The following is a 20,308-nucleotide window of genomic DNA, read 5'->3' on the forward strand; positions in this document are numbered from 1 at the left end:
TTCCAGCGCTACACAATGCAAGGGTTGCTCGATGAACTGGACGTGATTGAGTGCTACGAACGGCCCGGGCGGGATTTAAAATTCGGAGAGATCACCAGACGCCAGATTGAACTTTATGAAGCGCTGGAAATCTCAGCGCCTGCCTCGTTATAATTTGACCGGGGATTTAGGATCCATCTTTCCACGGCATAGGATCAGGCTATTTTTTGTGTACGTTAATCCCGCATGTCGCGGCTACTCAATAACAGTCCCAGGCCATGCGCCATTCGTTCGTTCGCGGGTCCCGGAAAAAGTAGGCACTGCCGGAGTGGTGTCCCCACATGAGGTTGCCTTTTTCCGTCGAATCGATCTGCAGCACGAACTCGAACGGCTCGTCAACATACGTGCTGGGCTGGATAAAGCAAGGATGTCCTCCGACTTTAAATCCTTCATGCTGAATCAGATCAAGATCGTAGTAACCCTCAATCTCGCCTTCGTCTTCCAGTTGCAGGATCAAATCCCGGATGTCCTCCGGAATGTCTCCCCCATCCCATACGGGATAGTCTTCCACCGGCTCGCCCGGCCGCATCGGAAACGGCTTCAAATGCGAGCCCGTCTTCATCTGCTCTAACGGCGCCAGCTCTTCCAACGACGCGTAGGTGCGGATCAGCCAGTTCGTTCCGTTCGGGTCTTCGTCCTGCGGATGATTCGGTCCGAAAAAGATCGTGAGAAACGCAACATCCTTGAGCGCCTCGGGCACGCAATCCAGCGCGGATAAGTTCACTTGTCCCAAAGCCCACATCGGCGTTCCGTCCGGATTCGTTGGCCACCTTTCGTCGCGCGCGGCAACCGTTACCTTGCCGAACCAAGGTGTGAGCGGGTCCTCCGGCGGACGAAAGCCGCCGATTTCGAACACGACGGCGGGCCGCATCAGGCTTTTTTTAATTTTTTCAATAGACTCCACGGTTTCGTTCATCTCCCAATCCCCCGTTACCTTTTTCATTTCGCAAACGATATTCACGATGAGTGGGACAGGCTGCTTCCCTGCACCAAAGCCGCTCCCCGCCAATGAAAACAATGCTTCGTTAACCGTACCGCAGCACGCATCGTTGCCATAGAGCACGATCACCGAAGGCCCCTCTTCCGAGCGACATTGTGCGCCCCAAACCGCCACGACATGCTTGCTACGATGCTCCCCTTCCGTTACCCGTCCTTGCGGGAACGCCCGCTCTCCAAGCCGCGGTTGTAATCACTTAAATATTGGCTTAAACGAGCAACCCGCTCGCTAAAATGGTCCAGCTCCTCCGGAGGCACCTGCGCAAAAATAACATCCGCGTGCTCGGAAAACTGCTGCCTCCAGCGAAGCAGTTGCTCCTTCCCCTGCTCCGTCAACCGGACATTCATGATGCGCCGGTCCTCTTCGGAGCGCATCCGTTCCACCCATTGCTTTTCTTCCAATTTGTCAACGAGATTGGAGGCTGCGCCGATGGTGATGCCCAGAACCTCGGCAGTATCGTTAATTTTCATCGATTCCTTATGCTCCAGCTTGAAGATCAGAGCCACCGCGGACGGCGGAACCTCCACCACCGAGCTGAGCAGACATAGCGTCTGGTTCAGCCTGCGGTTCATATCCAGAAGGCTGTGCCACAACGTATTCATTGAATTCGAAGGCATAAGCGACCCACCTTAACATCGTTCTCTTTCCATACTACACTATACCTGAAGCAAAAGAAAAATTTAACATGAACCCCGTTGACAACATCCGGGACTGTGATATATATTTTAGCACAAATACTATTTTCAAAATAGTATTATTCGAAAAGTATTCAGTTCCATTTTCTATAAGGAGGCTGCCATTTGTTATGAAGCCTGAAGCAGCAAGCCCGTCGTTTCGGGAATCGTTAATTATTCCTCTGTGGGGTCTCACCGTCCTGCTGGTCGTCATGAACACCACCATGTTCAACGTCGCGCTGCCGACCGTAGCCCATGATTTGGGACTGACCACGACAGCCGCTTCATGGATCGTCACCGGCTACTCGATCCTGTTCGCCATTTCTTCCATCACATACAGCCGCTTGACCGACTTCGTCCCAATTCGGACGCTGCTGTTGATCGGCCTTGTGCTGCTCGGCATCGCCTCCGTCATCGGCCTTCTGTCGCATGATTTCTACGGCGTGCTGGCCGCCCGTTTGGTGCAGGCGATCGGAGCAGCGTCCGCGCCGGGGCTCGGGGTCGTCCTCGTTACCCGGTATATTCCGCTGGAGCGCAGGGGCAAATCGATGTCCGTCATTATTTCCGCGGCGTCGCTCGGCTTCGGCCTCGGCCCGATCGTCGGGGGCGCGATGACGCAATATTTCAGTTGGAACTCGCTATTCGTCGTGACGGCTTTGGCACTGCTGACGATCCCCATATTTTACCGCAATCTGCCCGAGCAGCCGTATACCCGCATTCAATTCGACGGATGGGGCGCTCTCTTCATCGGCGTCGGCGTCACCGGGCTGCTGCTCTTTCTGACGCTGCATCCTTGGTGGGCTCTGGCGCTCGGCGTGTTGTCCCTGGTCGCCTTTTGGTTCCGTATTCACCGGGTCGACCAGCCTTTCCTGCAGCCCTCGCTGCTGCGCAATCGGGCGTACATGAACCTGACGGTGATGGGATTCGTGGCTTACGTGCTTCATTTTGCCACGCTGTTTCTTATGCCTCTCGTGATCATTCGTCTGTACGGGCAGAGCTCCGCCGTCACCGGATTTCTCATTTTCCCCGGGGCGATTCTGACCGCGCTGCTCTCCCCCCGGATCGGCCGTTGGATCGACCGGCTGGGCAACACTCCGGTCATCTTGGCCGGACATGCGACCCTGCTTGCCGCTACTTTCGTGTTTGCGCTGCTCTCCACGCAATACTTGTACGCCATCACCGCAGCGTACATGCTGATGAGCGTGTCGGTGTCCGCCATCGGATCGAGCGTATCGAACGAAATGTCGCGCATTCTGGCGAAGCATGAAATCGGCGGCGGGATGGGCATGGCGCAGCTGACGCAGTTTTTCGGCGGCGCGCTCGGCGTGGCGCTCACCGGCGTTTCGCTTGTCTGGCAAGCGTCCGCACCGCTGCAAGCGGCATACCGGAACATCTTCTGGGTCATGGCTGCGGTCGCTGCCGTTTCCCTGCTCGTCTCCGTCAGCTACGTCCGCGCAACCCGTAAAACAGCTCCGCTGTCTGCTGCCGAAGAAGCCGCGAACGCCGGATGAAGCCGTATCCCAGTCGAAAATGTTTATTCGAAGCCCGGATTTCCTTACCACAGGAAGCGGGCTTTTTCAATTCAGCGAAAGTCCCGGTATCCCTAAAAAAAATTTTAAAAGCTGATTCGGCAGGATTTGTGTCGCATTATGTCGAACTATTGAACTGCTCATCTAATGGCATATTATGCCTGAATACAAGAAGCGGAAGGTGTTCCTCACGTGGAAAAATCAACTATCATCGGCATTATTCTCGCAATGATCGCAGTAGGGGTGGGCATGGTTTTAAAAGGGGCAAGCCTGGCTGCACTCGTCAATCCGGCGGCCATCCTCATCATTTTCGTCGGAACGGCGGCAGCGCTCTTTATCGGGTTTTCCATGGAAGAGCTTAAATTGTTTCCGAAGTTAATGAAAATTGTGTTCACCGAGCAAAAGACGATTTCGAAAATGGAACTCATCGACATGTTCACGGACTGGGTAGCGATTACCCGCCGCGAAGGCTTGCTGGCTATGGAGAGCAAGGTCGAGGAAATCCCCGATCCGTTCCTGCGCAACGGGATGCGCATGATCATCGACGGGAACGATCAGGAATTCGTTCACGACGTATTAATGGAAGATATACACACGATGCAGGAGCGGCATCGGACGGGGGCGCAAATTTTCACGCAAGCCGGTACCTACGCACCGACCCTCGGCGTTCTCGGGGCGGTTGTCGGTTTGATCGCGGCACTCAGCAACTTGAGCGAAATCGAGGCGCTCGGCCATTTGATTTCCGCCGCATTCGTCGCTACGCTGCTCGGCATCTTTTCGGGATATGTGTTATGGCACCCCATCGCGAATAAGCTGAAGCAAAAGTCGAAGAAAGAAGTGGAATTGCGTCTGATGATGGTGGAAGGACTGCTATCCATTCAGACCGGCATTTCCGCAACCGCCGTCCAACAGAAGCTTATGGTCTTCATTCCGACGTCCCAGCGGGAAAAAAATAACGACAATGCGGTGAAAGCGGATGAGTAAAAAACGACAAGAGCATCACGAAGAACACGTTGACGAATCGTGGCTGATCCCGTACGCCGACCTGCTGACGCTGCTGCTTGCGCTGTTCATCATTTTGTTCGCCGCCAGCCAGACCGACCAGAAGAAATACAAGACCATCATGCAGTCGTTCAACTCTGCCTTTACCGGCGGCGTAGGGCAATTCAACTTCTCGAACCTTATTCCGCTTTCGACGGAACCGAACATCGATCAGAAGAAGTTCGACCAGCCGACCAATCCGGCGACGCCGAACGCTTCGGGACAGCAGCAAAAGCAGCAGGATCAGCTTAGCAGCCAAATGGCGAAGGAGCAGGTTGACCTCCAGCATCTTAAAGAAAAATTGGACCACTACATCGCCGAAAACAAGTTGTCCACCCAACTGGAAACGAAGCTGACCGAAGATCTCCTGATGCTTACGATTCGTGACAACGCCTTGTTCTCGTCCGGCTCGGCCACGGTCAAGCCGGAGGCGAAGCAGCTTGCGGGCACGATCTCCGAGATGCTCGCCCAATATCCGAATTATCGGATCGAGGTCGCCGGCCATACGGATAACGTGCCGATTCGAACGGCCGCCTTCGAAACCAACTGGGATTTAAGCGCCAAGCGGGCTTTAAATTTCATGAAAATTTTGCTCGAAAACGATAAAATCGGTCCGGAGCGCTTCCGCTCCATCGGATACGGCGAGTACCATCCGATCGATACGAACGATTCCGAAGCGGGCCGTGCGAAAAACCGCCGCGTCGAGGTCAGCATCCTGCGCAGCGTGAAACCGCCGCAAATGATTGACGCCGCTGCGAAGCAGCCGTAGCCGCTGTCGGCCGCAACCCTGTTGAAAAGAGAAGAGCCCAACCCGCACGCTGTAGGCGTACGGGTTGGGCTCTTTGCGTTTTCGGATTTGTACGATCCGTGAAACCGGTATTTGTCATCGCTTTGTCCCTCTATTTAACGATTGAATGGTAGGACAGTGTCTTTTCCAGCCTCAAATGCAGTAATTCCGTTTGCAGTTCCATGGTCATTCGATGAAGATTTGAAACAATGTCTTCAACCACAAATTTATGTAATGGTTTTATTTGATCGCTCGTCATGTTTAAGACAGCCATTGTACAAGCTTCGTATGTTTGAATTTGCTGCAGCAGTTCTCGTTCTTCGGCATCCAATCTGTTCATGAGGGTAGCTTTCATATTCATTTCTTCCCCCCTCATAAGATCACCTGGTGCTTGCCGATAACTTCAACGTCAGCATATTGGTACATCCCACCATAAAAACTGCGACGTTTCATTTTTATTCTGGTGAGCACCTTGCTTTTCTCCTGACAATTCGCTTCGGTTTCTTCGCATTGATACGATAAAACGTAACCATCCTTTGAAACTCGAACATAACCGATTACATTCATTGAAAGTTCCCTCCGCCACAGAAATTTAGATTATCGTCACTCTTAAGAGGTTCTTTTTTTATTATATACCCTTTAAGAGTGACAATCAATGAAATATTTCCTGTAACATGGTATAATTCAAGAAAAGATTGAACGTATCGAACGGGAGAATTGTTTTATGAAAATCAAAATTCGATTAAGAGAAATATTAGCTGAACGAGGCATGTCACAAAGACAACTTGCACGTCAAATGGATTTACGGCCAAGTACAATAAATCATCTCTGTTCAGATAATGTTGATAGAGTCTATATCCGGACCCTCGAAAATATATGTGAAGCCTTGAACATTAGTATTCATGAATTAATTGATGATGAACAGGAATCATCTAATTCATAACCTTTCCTTGTGCTCCAACTTCACATATGCCCTATTAGATCAGTAAATCTTAGAGGTTTTTTCTTCTTTCAAAATCGCAGCGATCACATCCGTGTTCAGATTGCCCGAATTGCTAAGCTTTTTCATGCGTTGCGCCTGAGAAAACGAAGGTGTGCATTCCTCGGCTTGCATCTTTTCCAGCAGAGCCTACTGTTCGTTCTCGGGCAAGTAAGAGATTTCAACGGCAGGGCTGAAGGCAATCCGTTTCTGATCGACCATTTCGAGAATGGCTAGAACGAGTTCAGTAAGGCAGATATACCGATGAATCTGATTCCGGCTTTCTCCGACCTGATCGGCCAGAAGCTGATCGGAACGTTTTTGTGTCCCAAGTTGGGACATATTTTCTTTGCCCGGTCTTCCAGCCTGCCGTTTCATCGCCTCCAGCTTCATTTTGTAGGCGAATGCCTTTTCACTCGGCGATACATATTCCCGCTGTAGATTGCTGTCCACCATAATAATGGTAGCCTGGTCGTGATCCAGTTCACGCACAAGGCAAGGAATCGACTCTCTTCCGGCCAATTCACTTGCCTTTTTCCGCCGATGTCCGGCCACCATTTCGTAACCGCCGTCCGCTTTGAGACGCACCAGGCACCAGCACCCCGTACTGTTTGACGCTCTCGGCCATCCCCAGCATGGCTTCATCCGTCCTCACCTTGAACGGATGCTCCCGAAAATCACTGATCTCCGCAAGCGGAAGCTCCAGCACCTTTTCCCGCGCTGACTCCTGTCTGCTTTCTTCCGTGACAAACAAATCATCGACACGAGTCAGCTTGATGCCGGCGCGCCGCTGTTCCTTTTCTGCCACTTTTCCACACCTCCTGGACTTCATTTGCATGATTCGTAGCGCTTGCTTCATCTGGCGGACAGCGGTTGACTGCCCTCATAGGCGCAAGCCGCGCCTCCCCCAGGATCGCTGCGGGCCGCCCCCATTGCGACAAGCTATGGCTGAACGGAAGTAGCATGTCCTCCATGCAGGTCATCGCCGAAAATGGAACCACCATTTCGCTATGCATCACGGAATCGCTCTCATATTGCCCTACGTTTTGAACGGACGGCAGGGACAATATGGTCATGGCGTCTTAAGGCTGCATGGGGGATGTACCGGATAAACTTGTATTTTGTTTTCAAGGAACAGAGCGGAGGAAGAATTCCCTCTACTATCCGTTTCATTTTTCGGGCAAAATCGGGGAGCACAGAGAAAAAAAACTGAAGATGGGAAATGGGGGGGCTGATGACCTATTACTTCGTTGAGCAACTGCTTTTTTGGGAAAATCTATGAGGAAATCAATAGGAGGTTGGCTTTTAAATTGAACAATGAGTAAGTCTCCTTCATAGACTGCCGACTGGCTCCAGTCTTGAGGAAATCAACTTGATCTTGACTGTTCCATCCATGAGCAACCCATTCTCCGCGATTTGATCAGTGTCAACAAGGATGTGTTCCCGACAGCCAAACATTTGTGTTCTCCTGGGCTCGACTCGCACCTTCCAATGATAGTAGCGCTGGCAAGAAAAAGTCAGTCAGGATTTCGAGATCTGGTATCTACATCAAGCCGCTTTTAGTACAGTGTGCAACCGCTGTCGTCAAAAGCGAAAAGTATCCCCAAATCCGAAACCGCTACTTGTAATTGCCATTACGTGAATGCAGTTCAAAGTCATCTACCACATCTTTAAAAAACAAAGTGCCCTATAAGCCTGATTCGTACAAGGAATCAGATTTTCGACCAGTAACCCGTTAAATCACGCTTGAACTGACAATTAAATTGGCTCAAGCTCAGGTTTACCGGATTATGGCGGTTGCGACCTGATTTTACTCGCTACTTAAATGAAGTACAGTATTTCCTGATTTGTTCGTCTTATGAACGGCTTATTTGGCATACTCATTTTTCTTACCACGTGCGTTGACCAAGGATTTCAGACTTCTCACCTCTACCTCCATGGTAGATGCCGCCTGTTACACTTTCAACGTGTGGAGGCTATCCGCCAAAAAAGCGAGATTAGATCCGTCACATAAATACAAAATACAGTAAAATTCATAAGTTGTTTTTGAGAATATTGATGGCTCTTTTATTATACCCAGAACGTCATTTTGATTGACGAAATATGGGGAATATAATAATATGTAAGCTAACTAACTTATATTGAGGTGATAATATTGAAAAATACAACACCTTCTGATGCAAATACGGAAATCAACTTAACAACGTTTTTAGATTCCAAGTTTACTTTTGGAGAGTATTTACGAACTTTACGAAATGCGAGAAAGACATCTATAAGAGAACTTGCGAAACAAGTGAAAAAAACTCCTACATACATTAGTGATATAGAAAAAGGAAATAATCGTCCTCCTGATGAAAATTTACTCAACAACATTATTGTTGCCCTTAACCTTGGTGATGGTGCATCAATTATCAAAAACAAGCTTTTTGACTTAGCAGCAAAAGAACGTGGAGTCGTCTCGGCGGATATAGCAGACTTTATTATGCAAGATGATGATGTGAGAAACGTCATCCGTCTTGCAAAAACAAACGAACAAATGAGAAATCAAATACTAAATATTGTGAAATAGGGGATAGCTCTGATGGCTGAATTAAGAAAAGAAGATTTATGGGTAATGGCAGATAAGCTTCGCAACAACATGGACTCTGCCGAATATAAACATGTATGTTTAGGATTGGTTTTTTTAAAGTATATCTCAGATAGTTTCATTAGAGCATACAATGAAATTTCTCAAGATGAATATGCGGACCCTGAAGATAGAGATGAATATTTGGCAATGAATGTTTTCTGGGTTCCTCAGGAAGCGCGTTGGGAAAATATTAAAAACAACGCAAAAGACCCTACAATTGGTCAGGTGATTGACAACGCTATGTATGCAATTGAAAAAGAGAATTCTTCTTTGCGTGGTGTTTTACCAAAAGACTTTGCAAGAGCTTCTTTGGATAAACGCTCTCTTGGTGAATTGGTAGACCTTTTGTCTGACTTAGAAATTGGTAGTGATGCCAACAAAGACACCTTGGGATCTGTGTACGAATACTTTCTTGGCAAATTCGCTCGTGCTGAGGGTAAATTAGGTGGCGAGTTCTATACCCCTCGCAGTGTAGTTGAACTTATTGTTGCAATGATCGAGCCGCACGATGGTCGAGTGTTCGACCCGTGTTGTGGTTCTGGAGGTATGTTTGTTCAGAGTGAAAAGTTTGTTGAAGATAGGCAAGGTAGACGTGATGGTCAGCTTGCACTTTATGGTCAAGAATCAAACTACAACACTTGGAAGCTCTGCAGAATGAATCTTGCCATTCGTGGTATTGAAGTAAATTTGGGACAGCAAAATGCGGACTCGTTCCACAATGACCAGCACAAGAGCTTAAAGGCAGACTACATCATGGCAAACCCTCCTTTTAATATCAGTGATTGGGGTGGTGAACGTTTAATTGATGATGCACGTTGGAGCAAGTATGGAATTCCACCAACAGGAAATGCCAACTACGCTTGGATTTTGCATATGCTCTATCACTTGGCTCCGAGTGGAACTGCCGGATTTGTTCTTGCTAACGGCTCCCTTTCCTCTTCCACTATTAGCGAATACACTATTCGAAAGAATTTAATTGAAGATGATAAAATTGACTGTATTGTAACCTTGCCTGGTGGACTGTTTTCAACCACCTCTATTCCAGTATGCCTTTGGTTTATGGCTCGTAATAAACTTAAAAATGGACATCGTGATAGACATGGCGAAATTTTATTTATAGATGCGCGTAATATGGACACAGAACCTTATGTGGATAGCAGAACACAAAGACAACTCACTCCTAAAACCATTGATGCTATCACTTCCGCTTATCATTCTTTCCGTAACCATGAGCTAAAAGCTATTAAATCAGATGGCACTGATGTAAATTACAAAGATAAACAGGGATTTTGGAAAGTAGCGACTTTAGAGGATATTAGAGCGAAAAATTATAACCTTACCCCTGCAAGCTATGTGGGTGTTGCGCCTGTTGAAGAAGATAATGAGCCGTTTGAAGAAAAAATGGATAGGTTGACTAACGAATTATCAGATGTAATAAAACAAAGTGTTGCTTTAGATGCTATTATAGCAAGACATTTACTTGAACTTGGTTGGGAGTTAAAGCTTGGGGGTGAGAATATTGAGTAGCTCTACTCTTGATAGTTTCTGCAATTTTCAAAAGGGCTTTGCATTTAAATCTTCTGATTATGTAGATAAGGGAACAAAAATTGTTAGGGTATCTGATTTAAACGCATATGATATCACTTTAAATAGCTGCATTTCTATATCTGATGCAAGCAGTTATGAAACATATAGATTGAAAGAGGATGACGTAATTATTGCTACTGTTGGATCATGGGAAACAAATCCTATGTCTGTGGTAGGTAAAGTAGTCCGAGTACAATCTGAAGCTTCTAACTCCTTATTAAATCAAAATGCAGTACGGGTTAGGGCAAAGGATACTTCCGACCAAAAATTTTTGTTTTACCTTTTAAAAAATAGAACTTTTAAGGAATATATAATTTCCACAGCACGTGGAAGTGCAAGTCAGGCAAGTATAACTCAAGAAAGCATAAAAAATTTTAATTTCAATCTCCCCGACAAGCCCTATCGTGAAAAAACAGTTGAAATATTAACTGCACTTGACAGGAAAATAGCTGCTAATAACAAGCGTCAGATGATTTTGGAATTTATCGTTCTGTCAATTTATAAAAGCTGGTTCAATGATTTTAACTATCCAAATGCAACTGGAGAATTAGAAAATGGTATTCCAAAAGGCTGGGAACGATCAAATGTTTTTGAAAGAGTAATAGAAGTCAAAGAAAAAAATATAGACCACAACGACTATCCTGTGCTGTCTGTTGTAAAAGAAGGTGAGTTCAAACCATCTGAAGATGTTTTTACAAAGCAAGTTTATAGCAAAAGTACCTCAAACTATAAGATTGTAAAACGCAATCAGGTTGGATACAACCCAGCAAGAGCAAACATTGGCTCTATTGCTATGCTAATGGATTTTGAAGTTGGTTTAGTTAGCCCGATTTATATTGTATTTGAAATGAAAAGCTCTATTACTCCAACATTTTTCTATTATTATATGAAACAGCCAATATTTTTGGAGAATATTAAGCACCATGCCATCGGTACTACTCGTCAAAACCTTTCTTTTGAAGCGTTCAAGATGTTTGAAATGATTGTTCCTCCAAAGCCGTTACAAGAACGCTTTGAAGAAATAGCAAAGCCGATAGAGCAGAAAATTGCAAAGCTAAAAGAAGAAAACTCCCTATTATCTGAAATAAGAGATGCCCTTTTACCAAAACTTATGAGCGGTGAATTGCCAGTGGAAGTGGGTAATGTGTAATGTCAGATTATAATGAGTATAAGTTAGAAGCATTAGAAGAAGAGTTTTTAATTTTAAATGTATCCGATCTTCTCAAGAAATTATCTCAATATAACCATATAATCACTGATAATGGTGTACAAGGTACTCTGCTATTCAGAGGACAATCAGATGCTTCCTATTCTGTTGATGCCAGTATTTTTCGCAAAGGTCTAATCACAAAAGAAACTGCTTTAATCAATGATCTAATACTCCAAGAACCGTTGGAGTTCGGCAATCATATGACGGATTTTGAGCAACTTGTAAAAATGCAACACTACGGTTTACCCACCCGATTAATGGACTTAACAACCAATCCTTTAGTCGCACTATATTTTGCGTGTTCTGAGCACAAAGATAAAAATGGAGAACTTATTCTCTTTATCGAATCGCTACAACGCCCTACTCAAAAGGAAGTAAAAATGTTCGCTGCACTCGCAGAATATGATGGTAAAAGTGAAGGTAATTTTGTTGATTACTTTGTAAAAAAACGTTTGATTGAAAGTGAATTAACTTCTTTTGAGGAATTAATTCTTCGATTAAAAAATCAATTTCAAAACAAATATGTACCGGTGGTTGCCCCAAAAAACAATGAAAGAATCAGACGACAAAATGGTGTGTTTTTGATTTTAGGAATTAATATTGATGCTGAAAACCCTAAATATTACTTAAAAAACACTTTCGATCTAAAAAAAGAACTTACAGAGTACGTTGCAGAAGGAATACCACGCTATTTAACCATTCCTGCAAGTGAAAAACAATCGATTTTATCTGAATTGGATCGAATAGGTATCAATGAAGCATTTGTTTATCCAGAACTTGAACATCAAGCTTCATACATAAAAAATAGGCATCATGTACTGGCAGGTGAATGATATGTCTAATTTTATAGAGAACGACCTTGAACAGGCAACATTGGAATGGCTTCAAAATTTAGGCTATCAAACACTGTATGGCCCTGATATTTCTCCCGGAGGTAGCTTTTCAGAAAGAGAAAGCTTCGGTGATGTAGTTTTGTATGACCGCCTGCATAGTGCGCTGAAGCGCATTAATAAACAATATTCTAACGATGTAATAACGGAATTGGTAAAGAAGATTACGCGTCAGCAAAGCCTATCAATCGTTCAAAATAATGTTGCATTTCAAAAATTTATTACTGATGGCATTGATGTTGAAGTACGCCAAATAGACGGTAGCTTCAAAACGGAAAAATTTTATATTTTTGACACTTCTGACATAGAAAACAACGAGTTCTTAGCTATTAATCAGTACACTATTGTCGAAACCGGCAAAGAGCGTCGCCCTGATGTAGTGGTGTTTGTAAACGGATTGCCACTTGTGGTGATTGAGTTGAAAAATGCTACAAATAAAGATGTAGATATTGTGGACGGATTTAATCAGCTCCAAACTTATAAAAGGGATATTCCGACAATTTTTAATTACAATGCTTTTTTAATAACCAGTGATGGCATCAATGCAAAAGTAGGTACCATAACATCCGACCTTGACCGATTCATGTTTTGGAGAACAATAGATGGTGTAAATGAAAACTATCTGACCTTTTCTCAGCTCCAAGTAATGTTGTATGGAATGCTTGATAAAAGGAGATTTTTGGACATTATATCCAAGTATAGTTTTTATGTAAATGAAGAGGACAAATCATACAAAATACTCACAGGATATCATCAATATTTTGCTGTGAATAAAGCCTTATACTCAACACATTTAGCTACATCTGAAGATGGTGATCGTAAGATTGGTGTCATATGGCATACACAAGGAAGCGGTAAAAGCTACTCGATGCTGATGTACACTCGCCAGCTTGTATTAGAACTAGACAATCCCACAATTGTTGTCATTACAGATAGAAACGATTTGGACGATCAACTGTTTGCCACCTTTTCTAAAAGTGCTGATTATTTACGCCAGACACCCAAACAAGCAGAGAAAAGAAGTCAACTGCGTAAAATGTTGGATGTCAAAGCTGGTGGCATTATTTTTACAACGATTCAAAAGTTTTCTCCAGACGAAAGCGATCAGTCTATTGAACCTCTTAACAAACGAGGTAATATCGTTGTTATTGCGGACGAAGCACATCGTAGCCAATATGGATTGGAAGCAAGAGAAAAAGACGGAAAAGTATCCTTTGGTTTTGCAAAGCATATGAGAGACGCACTTCCTAACGCTTCGTTTATTGGTTTTACGGGTACACCTGTAGAATTAAGTGATAAGAATACCCCTGCCCTCTTTGGCGAATACATTGATGTTTATGATCTTACGCAAGCGGTCAAAGACAAAACCACTGTCCCGATATACTATGAAAGTCGCATTGCAAAGCTGGATATTTCCAGTGACTCGAAGCCTCAGATTGATACCGAGTATGAGAGTATACTTGAAGGACAGGAAGAAACATATGCCGAAAGCCAAAAGCGTAAATGGGCAAGGCTGGAGTCCATTGTTGGTACTGACAGCCGTATTGATGTAGTGGTTAGAGATTTCCTTGAGCATTACGATTTACGCCAAAAGGCCATTGATGGCAAAGTTATGTTTGTTGCAATGTCTCGTAAAATTGCCGTTAAACTATATTCAAAAATTATAGAATATCGACCTGATTGGCACAGTGATAAGATTGATAAGGGTACTATAAAAATCATCATGACATCGGCGGCATCTGACCCTTCAGAGTTTCAATCCCACTCAACCACGCAATCCCAAAAGAAACTCTTGGCTAAACGCATGAAAGATTTTGCGGATGAGCTTAAAATTGTTATTGTGTGTGATATGTGGCTCACCGGATTCGATGTTCCTTGCTTGCACACGATGTATATTGATAAGCCGATGAGTGGACACAACCTCATGCAAGCTATCGCACGAGTTAATCGCGTATTTAAGGACAAGCCTGGCGGATTGGTTGTAGACTATATTGGATTAGCAGATAATTTGAGGAGCGCACTTGCACAGTACACTCCATCAGATAGAAAAACCACAGGAATTGACCCCCAAATAGCCATCGATCTTATGCTGGAGAAGTATGAACAAATACAAGGAATTTTACATGGCTTAGAATATTCCACATACCTCTTGGGAACAGCATCGGAGCGTATGCAATGTATTGTGGCAGGTGTTGACTTCATCCTTGGAAAAGATGAAACTGAGAAAAAAGAGTTTTTGAATTTGGTCGCAGAAATAGGAAAGGCGTATGCTTTATGCTCCACATCCGGTGTAGCACAAAAAATAAATGTGGAGATAAGCTATTTCAAAGCCGTGAAGTCCGGCACAATTAAAATTTTACCAAAAGGCAATCCAAAGAAAACTAAAGACCAAATAGAATATGAAATTAGTCAACTGGTTTCTAAATCAGTTATTTCTGAAGAAGTTGTAGATATTTGGGCCTCTGTGGGACTTAACAAACCTGACATTTCAATTTTGTCAGATAAATTCCTCGAAGAAGTAAAAGGTTTACCTCAAAAAAACTTAGCACTTGAGCTGTTGCGCAGACTGTTGGACGGCAAGATAAAAGCTATTGCCAAGAAAAATGTTGTACAAGCAAAGAAATTCTCTGAGATGCTTGAATCATCTGTTAATCAATACGCAAAAAGATCTATAGAAACAGCCGAAGTTATTAAAGCACTTGTGGATATGGCAAAAGATATGAATGAGCTCCACAAGCGTGGCGAAGAACTTGGCTTGTCTGAGGATGAATTAGCCTTTTACGATGCTATATCTTCTAATGAGTCAGCTAAAAATTTTTATGAAAACGATATTCTTAAACAAATTGCGAAAGAGCTTACCGCCAGCATAAAAAGCAATATTAAAGTTGATTGGGACATTCGTGAAAGTGTTCGTGCACAAATGCGAATCACAATAAAAAGGCTATTGCGCAAATATAAGTATCCGCCTGATAAACAAGCTGATGCTGTAGATTTAATTATTGAACAGGCGGAAAAAATGTGTGAAGAAAATTTGGAGTAAATAATTTATTCTCGTTCTTTTGTCGTATTGTACGTTGCTTGATGAAAGAGCAATGCACAATGAAAAACTACTTTTATAGAATTATCTACCCAGTACACAGCAACGCCCCCCATCTGCACACCAGAAAGCCGAACAAGCACAATGAATTCTCCCCGGCAGCAAGCTGCGGGAAATTCATTGTGTCTGTTCGAGGAGTGTCTCTCTGCCAGATAAGATATGTGAACAGATTGTCAAGAACTCGCTGGATCGTCTTTAATTACGCAAAAGTTCTGTAGCAAGTTTTTCCCTCTGTTATGAGGCTCAAAATTATCTAATAGTCTACACCCCTTGTTCCCCTTGTAGCCCCTTCAATTATAACAGGGCAAATGGACATATATTGGACTTTTACAATAATGTTCCTCAGGATTTGAAATTTCGCGTTTCATATCATTCCATAAGTATTGAATGATGCAGCATAATATCAGAAAAGCCACCTTCATTTATAATTCCGAAGGTAGCCTTTCATGCCGATTTTCTGCTGATTCCCATGTTTATAATTCACCTCGTAAAAAACAGAATACCGGATTGTTATGCACATACGTATAAAGATTCAAACTCAGCGGATTATTTATATCCCCTTCATACGTATCCTGATTAATAAACCACTCGTACCACACAAAGAAGGTGGAGCCATAATTCCCCAGCTACCACCTAATTGTATCATCCTACTTGTTTCCCCAAAAACCATAGGTTCAACATATTCAGTTCGGTTCAACCACGATAAAACCGCTAATGGTTTATGAGCAAAATTAAGACATCAAAGCTTTCAGCACTTTCCCGATCGAGTCGCGGATGACGTGAGTCGCCCGCCTGTCGTACGACGTCGAAGACTGGTTGATCAGAATCAGCTTGTCGCCGGCATATTCTCCGACCAGCGCGGCGGCCGGGTTGACGGTCAACGACGTGCCGCCGACGATCAGTACGTCCGCTTCCGCAATATGCTTTCTGGCCTTCGACAGAATGCCCCAGTCGAGGCTTTCCTCATACAGCACCACGTCGGGCTTTACAATCCCTCCGCAGGCATCGCAGCGGGGAATCATTGTCTCGTCGCTCGTCACGTGGTCAAGGTCAAAAAACTTGCCGCAGCCCATGCAGTAATTCCGGTGCACCGACCCGTGAAGCTCCAGCACTTGACGGCTGCCCGCCATCTGATGCAGTCCGTCGATGTTCTGGGTGACGACGGCCCGAAGCTTTCCCGTTTGCTCCAGCTGCGCCAACACCTCGTGAGCCGCGTTCGGTTTGGCTTCCCTGTGAACCATGCACGCGCGGTAAAAATCGTAAAACTCCGCCGGACGCTCCATAAAAAAACTGCGGCTCAGCATGACCTCGGGCGGAAAAGCATGCTTGGAGGCCGTCTGATACAGCCCCGTTGCCGAACGAAAATCAGGGATCTGACTCTCCGTCGAAGTCCCCGCTCCCCCGAAAAAGACAATGTTCTTACTGTCCTCAATCCATGATTTGATCTCTTCAACCGCCATACCCGGTCCTCCTTGATTCCTGATTCACACCGTTCCATCCGCCGGAAAACGGAGCCCGATCTGCTTGCGGGCCTCGTCCATGATCGCGATCGCGGCCAATGAATTGGCGTGCGAGTTCGTTGCAGACTCCAGCCTTCCGGCTTGCAGTACGTCGATAAACTCCTGCACTTCGTAATACATCGACTTGCTGCTTTGCGGACGGGTCAATACCTCGACCGAACCGTCGCGGTAACGGATTTCCACATGCTCCGGCTGACTGATTTTGTCGATGATGAGGGTGCCGTGCTCGCCTTGAATTTCCGTCGGCGCATACGAATTGACAATCTTGGAATGCGTCAACACCGCTTCCATCTGCCCGTAGTTTAGCAGCAAGCTTCCCTGTCCGTCCACGCCGGAGTCAAGCAGCAGCCCGTTCGCCTGCACGCGGTCCGGCTGGCCGAACAGCACAACCATCGGATAAATGCAGTACACGCCCAGATCCATCAGCGACCCGTTGGAAAAGGCGGGATTAAACGCATTCAACACCGTCCCCTGCTTATAGGCATCGTAACGGGAGGAGTATTGACTGTAGCTTGCCGCATAGCGGCGGACCGGACCAATTTTGGGCAAATGCTCCTGGACTGCGCGGAAATTCGGCAGCAGCGTCGATTTTAACGCCTCCATCAGCAGCACCCGGTTCGCCTTCGCCGCGGCGATCATCTCCATAGCCTCCGTCCGGTTGGAAGCCAGCGGCTTCTCGCAGAGCACATGCTTTCCGCGATTCATGAGCAGCACAGCCTGCTTCGCATGGAAAGCGTTCGGGCTGGCGATATAGACGGCATCGAACGCATCGCTCCGCGCCATCGTCTCCAGGTCCGTGAATTTGTGCGGGATATCGAATTTGGCCGCGAAGGCTTCGGCCTTCTCTTCCGTCCGCGAATAAACCGCCGTTAAGGCAAACGCCTCGCACTCCTGCCCCGCGCGAATAAACTCTTCCGTAATCCAGTTCGTTCCGATGATTGCAAATCGTATCATGTTTCATTTCCTCTCGTCTGTAATCTGTCGTTAGGCCTATCCTCTTATTGTATAGGAGGAGAGCGCGAGAGGCCAACTGAATTTTCCAAGTTTACACTTTGATCGGATATATGTATAAAATTAGGGTAAAATATCCACAAAATCTTATGTTAAGGAGCCGCCATGATCAGCAACCGCGAACTGAAGGGACAAATCGAAGAATTATCTGAGCAAAACCAGTTTCTAAGCGACGAGCTGCAGAAGATTAAAAGCTTGATTGAGAGCCAATCCAACAACCAAAACTCGAACCAAGACCAGAGCAAGCAAGGAGGAGAACAAAACAACAACGGCTCCGATACGTTGTTCGATATGGCCAACGATTTCATCAAGCTCAAAAAGCTGACGGGCGATCTGCAAGCGAAGATGCAAGAGTATGCCTCGAATCAGTGCCGCGGCTCGCAGTTAACGGACGAGGATGTCATCAATCTGATCATCAATATGATGAACGGGATGATCGATTGGACCATCGACTTCGCGTCCCAGCAGAATCAATCGCAAGGGCAGATGCAGTAAACAGCCTTGATAAAAGAGTCAGCGGCAGCCAAGGACAGACGTGAAAAATAAAGTTCTAGACTGCTGCTGTTTCATTAAACTAACTTCGATAGTTTAAAGACTTGATGAAAATTTTGGCGAGGATAATTCGTGGAGTTTATCGGACGCCGGGGAGAATAGCAGCACCGGGAGGGTCCCTTGGGTTAATGAATCATACCGCCCTCCAAAGCCATAAGGTCTGGAGAGCGGCTTTTTTACTTATCCTTCGCTCTGAGACACACTTTGACCGCCTCTTCCCAAATTTCCTTATAGTTGAACTTGAGGCCGATCAGCATACAGTTGCCAATGTTGTCGATGACCATCGTGAGCATATGCGCCTTGGCCGTAATCCGTTCGCCCGAGATGATGCCAAGCTTCGCGCCGTGCGTCAGCAGTTCCTCGAATCCGTTGGCGAATCCTTCGATAACCTCATGAAGTCGATGCACGTATTTCAGTTCATTGCGGGAGCCCCTGATCATATATTCGTTCATGACGCGGGGGAAATAGTCGTCATGCCACTGCTCCTCGATCATCCGATAGCCGTCGGCCAGCAGCTTCGCTTCGAAGTTGTCTTTCATATAATCCTGGATGGAAAAGGATTTCGAAAAGTCGATTTCCATCTTGATTTCCTCGAAGAGAACATCGATCAGCACATCTTTGGAAGGAAAGTGATAGTAGATCGCGGGCTTGGAGATCCCCACTTCTTTGGCGATCATGGACAGGCTTGTTTTATCAATCCCATGCTCGGCGAACAGCCGGTAGGCGGTTTGCAAAATTTTGACGTAGGTTTCGTTGATAACAATCACTCCATTAATCGTTTTATGGCGGGCGACGTCTCAAGAACGCCCCCGCTACCTAGAATGCGACTCGGATGTCCGGCTAACTGTCAAGTGCTGATTTTGAGTTTGAACTAGAGAAAAAGTCAGTCTTCCTTCGGTAAGAAGACCGACTTATAGTTTGCTTCTTCCATTATGTGCGTTGGGGCGAAGAGGCAGATCATAACTGCATTTTCTTCGGTCGGAACGGTCTATCGCGGTTCTGTAGCTTGCATTCGCCAGTATTGACGCGTCTCTTCGTCACGGACAACGACGCCGTGCTTGGCTACCTCGCTGCGCAGCTCTTTGGCTTCTCGCCCTTCCTCATTCTTGAGCGCTTTTTCACGTGCCTTCAACAGCGCGTTGACCGCAGGCGGCAGATCGGGAGCGTCCTGCACCCAACGGTGGTACTGCCCCTTGTACGGGTCGCCGTCAGGCGACCAAGCATACCCGTGCGCCGTTAAAGCGCTGACTATACGTTCACTCGCCCAATCGTATTTATCACGGGCGAGTTCCTGCCCGGCATGCCCAAGGAACACAAGCTGCTTGCCGTCAAGGAAAACCATGCTGATATTTTCGAAACTGAGCTCTTGAACGATTCCGTCTTTTTCCAGCCGGATCGTTTCTCCAGAGACCACCACACGCAACGTATCTTTGATCACCTCTTCGGCGAACCAGAGGCCGGTGAGCAGGCCAAGAATCGAAGTGACGACGGTGGTCACCCACGCCCCCGAGAAGGACGAAATTAGCTTAAGCGGCCCTTGAAACGGTATCCAAGGCAAGGTCGCAGCCCACTGGGCGATCATCGGGATGAAGTACCCGAGCGCAATACCGAGGATGGTACACCCTACAAAAATCAGGGCACGGATAATAAAGGGAAAGCCGATTACGATCGGTTTTTGGGACGACGACTGCGATGCATTCATGTGATATTGCCTCCTAAGATGACTCAAGAGATGGCGGATTAGGATCGCTACACCTCTTATTTAC

Annotated in this window: 21 protein-coding genes; 11 read left to right on the top strand and 10 right to left on the bottom strand. The window is 45.9% G+C overall.

Annotation, left to right across the window (positions count from 1 at the left end; genetic code table 11):
• Positions 1–238 precede the first annotated feature (238 nt).
• Both NLX71_RS19620 and NLX71_RS19625 read right to left on the bottom strand, forming a co-directional pair.
• A complete protein-coding gene (locus tag NLX71_RS19620) occupies positions 239–1,108 on the bottom strand; it encodes a DUF1963 domain-containing protein (RefSeq protein ID WP_254365457.1) in 870 nt (289 codons plus the stop codon).
• A gap of 74 nt (positions 1,109–1,182) precedes the next feature.
• Positions 1,183–1,653 (bottom strand): MarR family winged helix-turn-helix transcriptional regulator, encoded by a 471-nt coding sequence (locus NLX71_RS19625; RefSeq protein WP_254365458.1) that lies wholly within the window; start codon positions 1,651–1,653, stop codon positions 1,183–1,185.
• A 188-nt stretch (positions 1,654–1,841) separates the two neighbouring features.
• Here NLX71_RS19625 and NLX71_RS19630 point away from each other — a divergent pair, with 188 nt between their 5' ends.
• From NLX71_RS19630 to motB, 3 genes are all read left to right on the top strand, one after another.
• On the top strand, positions 1,842–3,221 hold the full coding sequence (locus tag NLX71_RS19630; protein ID WP_254365459.1) for an MFS transporter: 1,380 nt from the start codon (positions 1,842–1,844) through the stop codon (positions 3,219–3,221).
• Positions 3,222–3,431: 210 nt separating this feature from the next.
• Positions 3,432–4,223 carry a flagellar motor stator protein MotA gene (gene motA, locus NLX71_RS19635; RefSeq protein WP_090673339.1) on the top strand — a complete coding sequence of 264 codons (792 nt, stop codon included), beginning with the start codon at positions 3,432–3,434 and terminating at the stop codon, positions 4,221–4,223.
• Entirely contained in the window at positions 4,216–5,049 is an 834-nt protein-coding gene (motB, locus tag NLX71_RS19640) for a flagellar motor protein MotB (RefSeq protein ID WP_254365460.1), read from the top strand. The genes motA and motB overlap by 8 nt, the downstream gene beginning before the upstream one ends.
• Positions 5,050–5,179: 130 nt before the next feature.
• On the opposite strand, the gene NLX71_RS19645 is transcribed toward motB, so the two are convergent.
• Together NLX71_RS19645 and NLX71_RS19650 are read right to left on the bottom strand one after the other, a co-directional pair.
• Positions 5,180–5,428 (bottom strand): hypothetical protein, encoded by a 249-nt coding sequence (locus tag NLX71_RS19645; RefSeq protein WP_254365461.1) that lies wholly within the window; start codon positions 5,426–5,428, stop codon positions 5,180–5,182.
• A gap of 11 nt (positions 5,429–5,439) precedes the next feature.
• Entirely contained in the window at positions 5,440–5,634 is a 195-nt protein-coding gene (locus tag NLX71_RS19650; RefSeq protein ID WP_254365462.1) for a recombinase family protein, read from the bottom strand.
• Positions 5,635–5,791: 157 nt separating this feature from the next.
• Between NLX71_RS19650 and NLX71_RS19655 the strand changes: the two genes are divergently transcribed.
• Positions 5,792–6,010, top strand: a complete 219-nt coding sequence (locus NLX71_RS19655; protein WP_254365463.1) for a helix-turn-helix domain-containing protein — start codon at positions 5,792–5,794, stop codon at positions 6,008–6,010.
• Positions 6,011–6,196: 186 nt separating this feature from the next.
• Here NLX71_RS19655 and NLX71_RS19660 read toward each other — a convergent pair whose 3' ends face one another.
• Together NLX71_RS19660 and NLX71_RS19665 are read right to left on the bottom strand one after the other, a co-directional pair.
• Positions 6,197–6,634 carry a ParB/RepB/Spo0J family partition protein gene (locus tag NLX71_RS19660; RefSeq protein ID WP_254365464.1) on the bottom strand — a complete coding sequence of 146 codons (438 nt, stop codon included), beginning with the start codon at positions 6,632–6,634 and terminating at the stop codon, positions 6,197–6,199.
• Positions 6,570–6,854: a ParB N-terminal domain-containing protein gene (locus NLX71_RS19665; RefSeq protein WP_254365465.1), complete on the bottom strand. Its 285-nt coding sequence runs from the start codon at positions 6,852–6,854 to the stop codon at positions 6,570–6,572. Before NLX71_RS19665 ends, NLX71_RS19660 begins: the two co-directional genes overlap by 65 nt.
• Positions 6,855–7,506: 652 nt before the next feature.
• Between NLX71_RS19665 and NLX71_RS26880 the strand changes: the two genes are divergently transcribed.
• The 6 genes from NLX71_RS26880 (at position 7,507) to NLX71_RS19695 (ending at position 15,402) form a co-directional block, all read left to right on the top strand.
• Positions 7,507–7,674 carry an IS110 family transposase gene (locus tag NLX71_RS26880; RefSeq protein WP_254365466.1) on the top strand — a complete coding sequence of 56 codons (168 nt, stop codon included), beginning with the start codon at positions 7,507–7,509 and terminating at the stop codon, positions 7,672–7,674.
• A gap of 527 nt (positions 7,675–8,201) precedes the next feature.
• The gene (locus tag NLX71_RS19675) at positions 8,202–8,615 is read left to right on the top strand and encodes a helix-turn-helix domain-containing protein (RefSeq protein ID WP_254365467.1); all 414 of its coding nucleotides are present in this window, start codon (positions 8,202–8,204) and stop codon (positions 8,613–8,615) included.
• Positions 8,616–8,627: 12 nt separating this feature from the next.
• Positions 8,628–10,202, top strand: coding sequence for a type I restriction-modification system subunit M (locus NLX71_RS19680; RefSeq protein ID WP_254365468.1), 1,575 nt, complete (start codon positions 8,628–8,630; stop codon positions 10,200–10,202).
• A complete protein-coding gene (locus NLX71_RS19685; RefSeq protein ID WP_254365469.1) occupies positions 10,195–11,412 on the top strand; it encodes a restriction endonuclease subunit S in 1,218 nt (405 codons plus the stop codon). The genes NLX71_RS19680 and NLX71_RS19685 overlap by 8 nt, the downstream gene beginning before the upstream one ends.
• Positions 11,412–12,305, top strand: a complete 894-nt coding sequence (locus tag NLX71_RS19690) for an FRG domain-containing protein (RefSeq protein WP_254365470.1) — start codon at positions 11,412–11,414, stop codon at positions 12,303–12,305. The genes NLX71_RS19685 and NLX71_RS19690 overlap by 1 nt, the downstream gene beginning before the upstream one ends.
• Position 12,306: 1 nt before the next feature.
• Positions 12,307–15,402, top strand: a complete 3,096-nt coding sequence (locus tag NLX71_RS19695) for a type I restriction endonuclease subunit R (RefSeq protein ID WP_254365471.1) — start codon at positions 12,307–12,309, stop codon at positions 15,400–15,402.
• 788 nt (positions 15,403–16,190) lie between these two features.
• Here NLX71_RS19695 and NLX71_RS19700 read toward each other — a convergent pair.
• Together NLX71_RS19700 and NLX71_RS19705 are read right to left on the bottom strand one after the other, a co-directional pair.
• Complete coding sequence (locus tag NLX71_RS19700) at positions 16,191–16,919, bottom strand: NAD-dependent protein deacylase (RefSeq protein ID WP_254365472.1); 729 nt, start codon at positions 16,917–16,919, stop codon at positions 16,191–16,193.
• A gap of 24 nt (positions 16,920–16,943) precedes the next feature.
• Positions 16,944–17,933, bottom strand: coding sequence for a Gfo/Idh/MocA family protein (locus NLX71_RS19705; RefSeq protein ID WP_254365473.1), 990 nt, complete (start codon positions 17,931–17,933; stop codon positions 16,944–16,946).
• 162 nt (positions 17,934–18,095) lie between these two features.
• Here NLX71_RS19705 and NLX71_RS19710 point away from each other — a divergent pair, with 162 nt between their 5' ends.
• Positions 18,096–18,485: a hypothetical protein gene (locus NLX71_RS19710; RefSeq protein WP_254365474.1), complete on the top strand. Its 390-nt coding sequence runs from the start codon at positions 18,096–18,098 to the stop codon at positions 18,483–18,485.
• Between the two features lie 233 nt (positions 18,486–18,718).
• Here NLX71_RS19710 and NLX71_RS19715 read toward each other — a convergent pair whose 3' ends face one another.
• Positions 18,719–19,309, bottom strand: coding sequence for a TetR/AcrR family transcriptional regulator (locus tag NLX71_RS19715; protein WP_254365475.1), 591 nt, complete (start codon positions 19,307–19,309; stop codon positions 18,719–18,721).
• A gap of 221 nt (positions 19,310–19,530) precedes the next feature.
• Positions 19,531–20,244 (bottom strand): YqeB family protein, encoded by a 714-nt coding sequence (locus NLX71_RS19720; protein ID WP_254365476.1) that lies wholly within the window; start codon positions 20,242–20,244, stop codon positions 19,531–19,533.
• Positions 20,245–20,308 lie beyond the last annotated feature (64 nt).

Source organism: Paenibacillus sp. MZ04-78.2, from assembly GCF_024213375.1.
Classification (GTDB): domain Bacteria; phylum Bacillota; class Bacilli; order Paenibacillales; family NBRC-103111; genus Paenibacillus_G.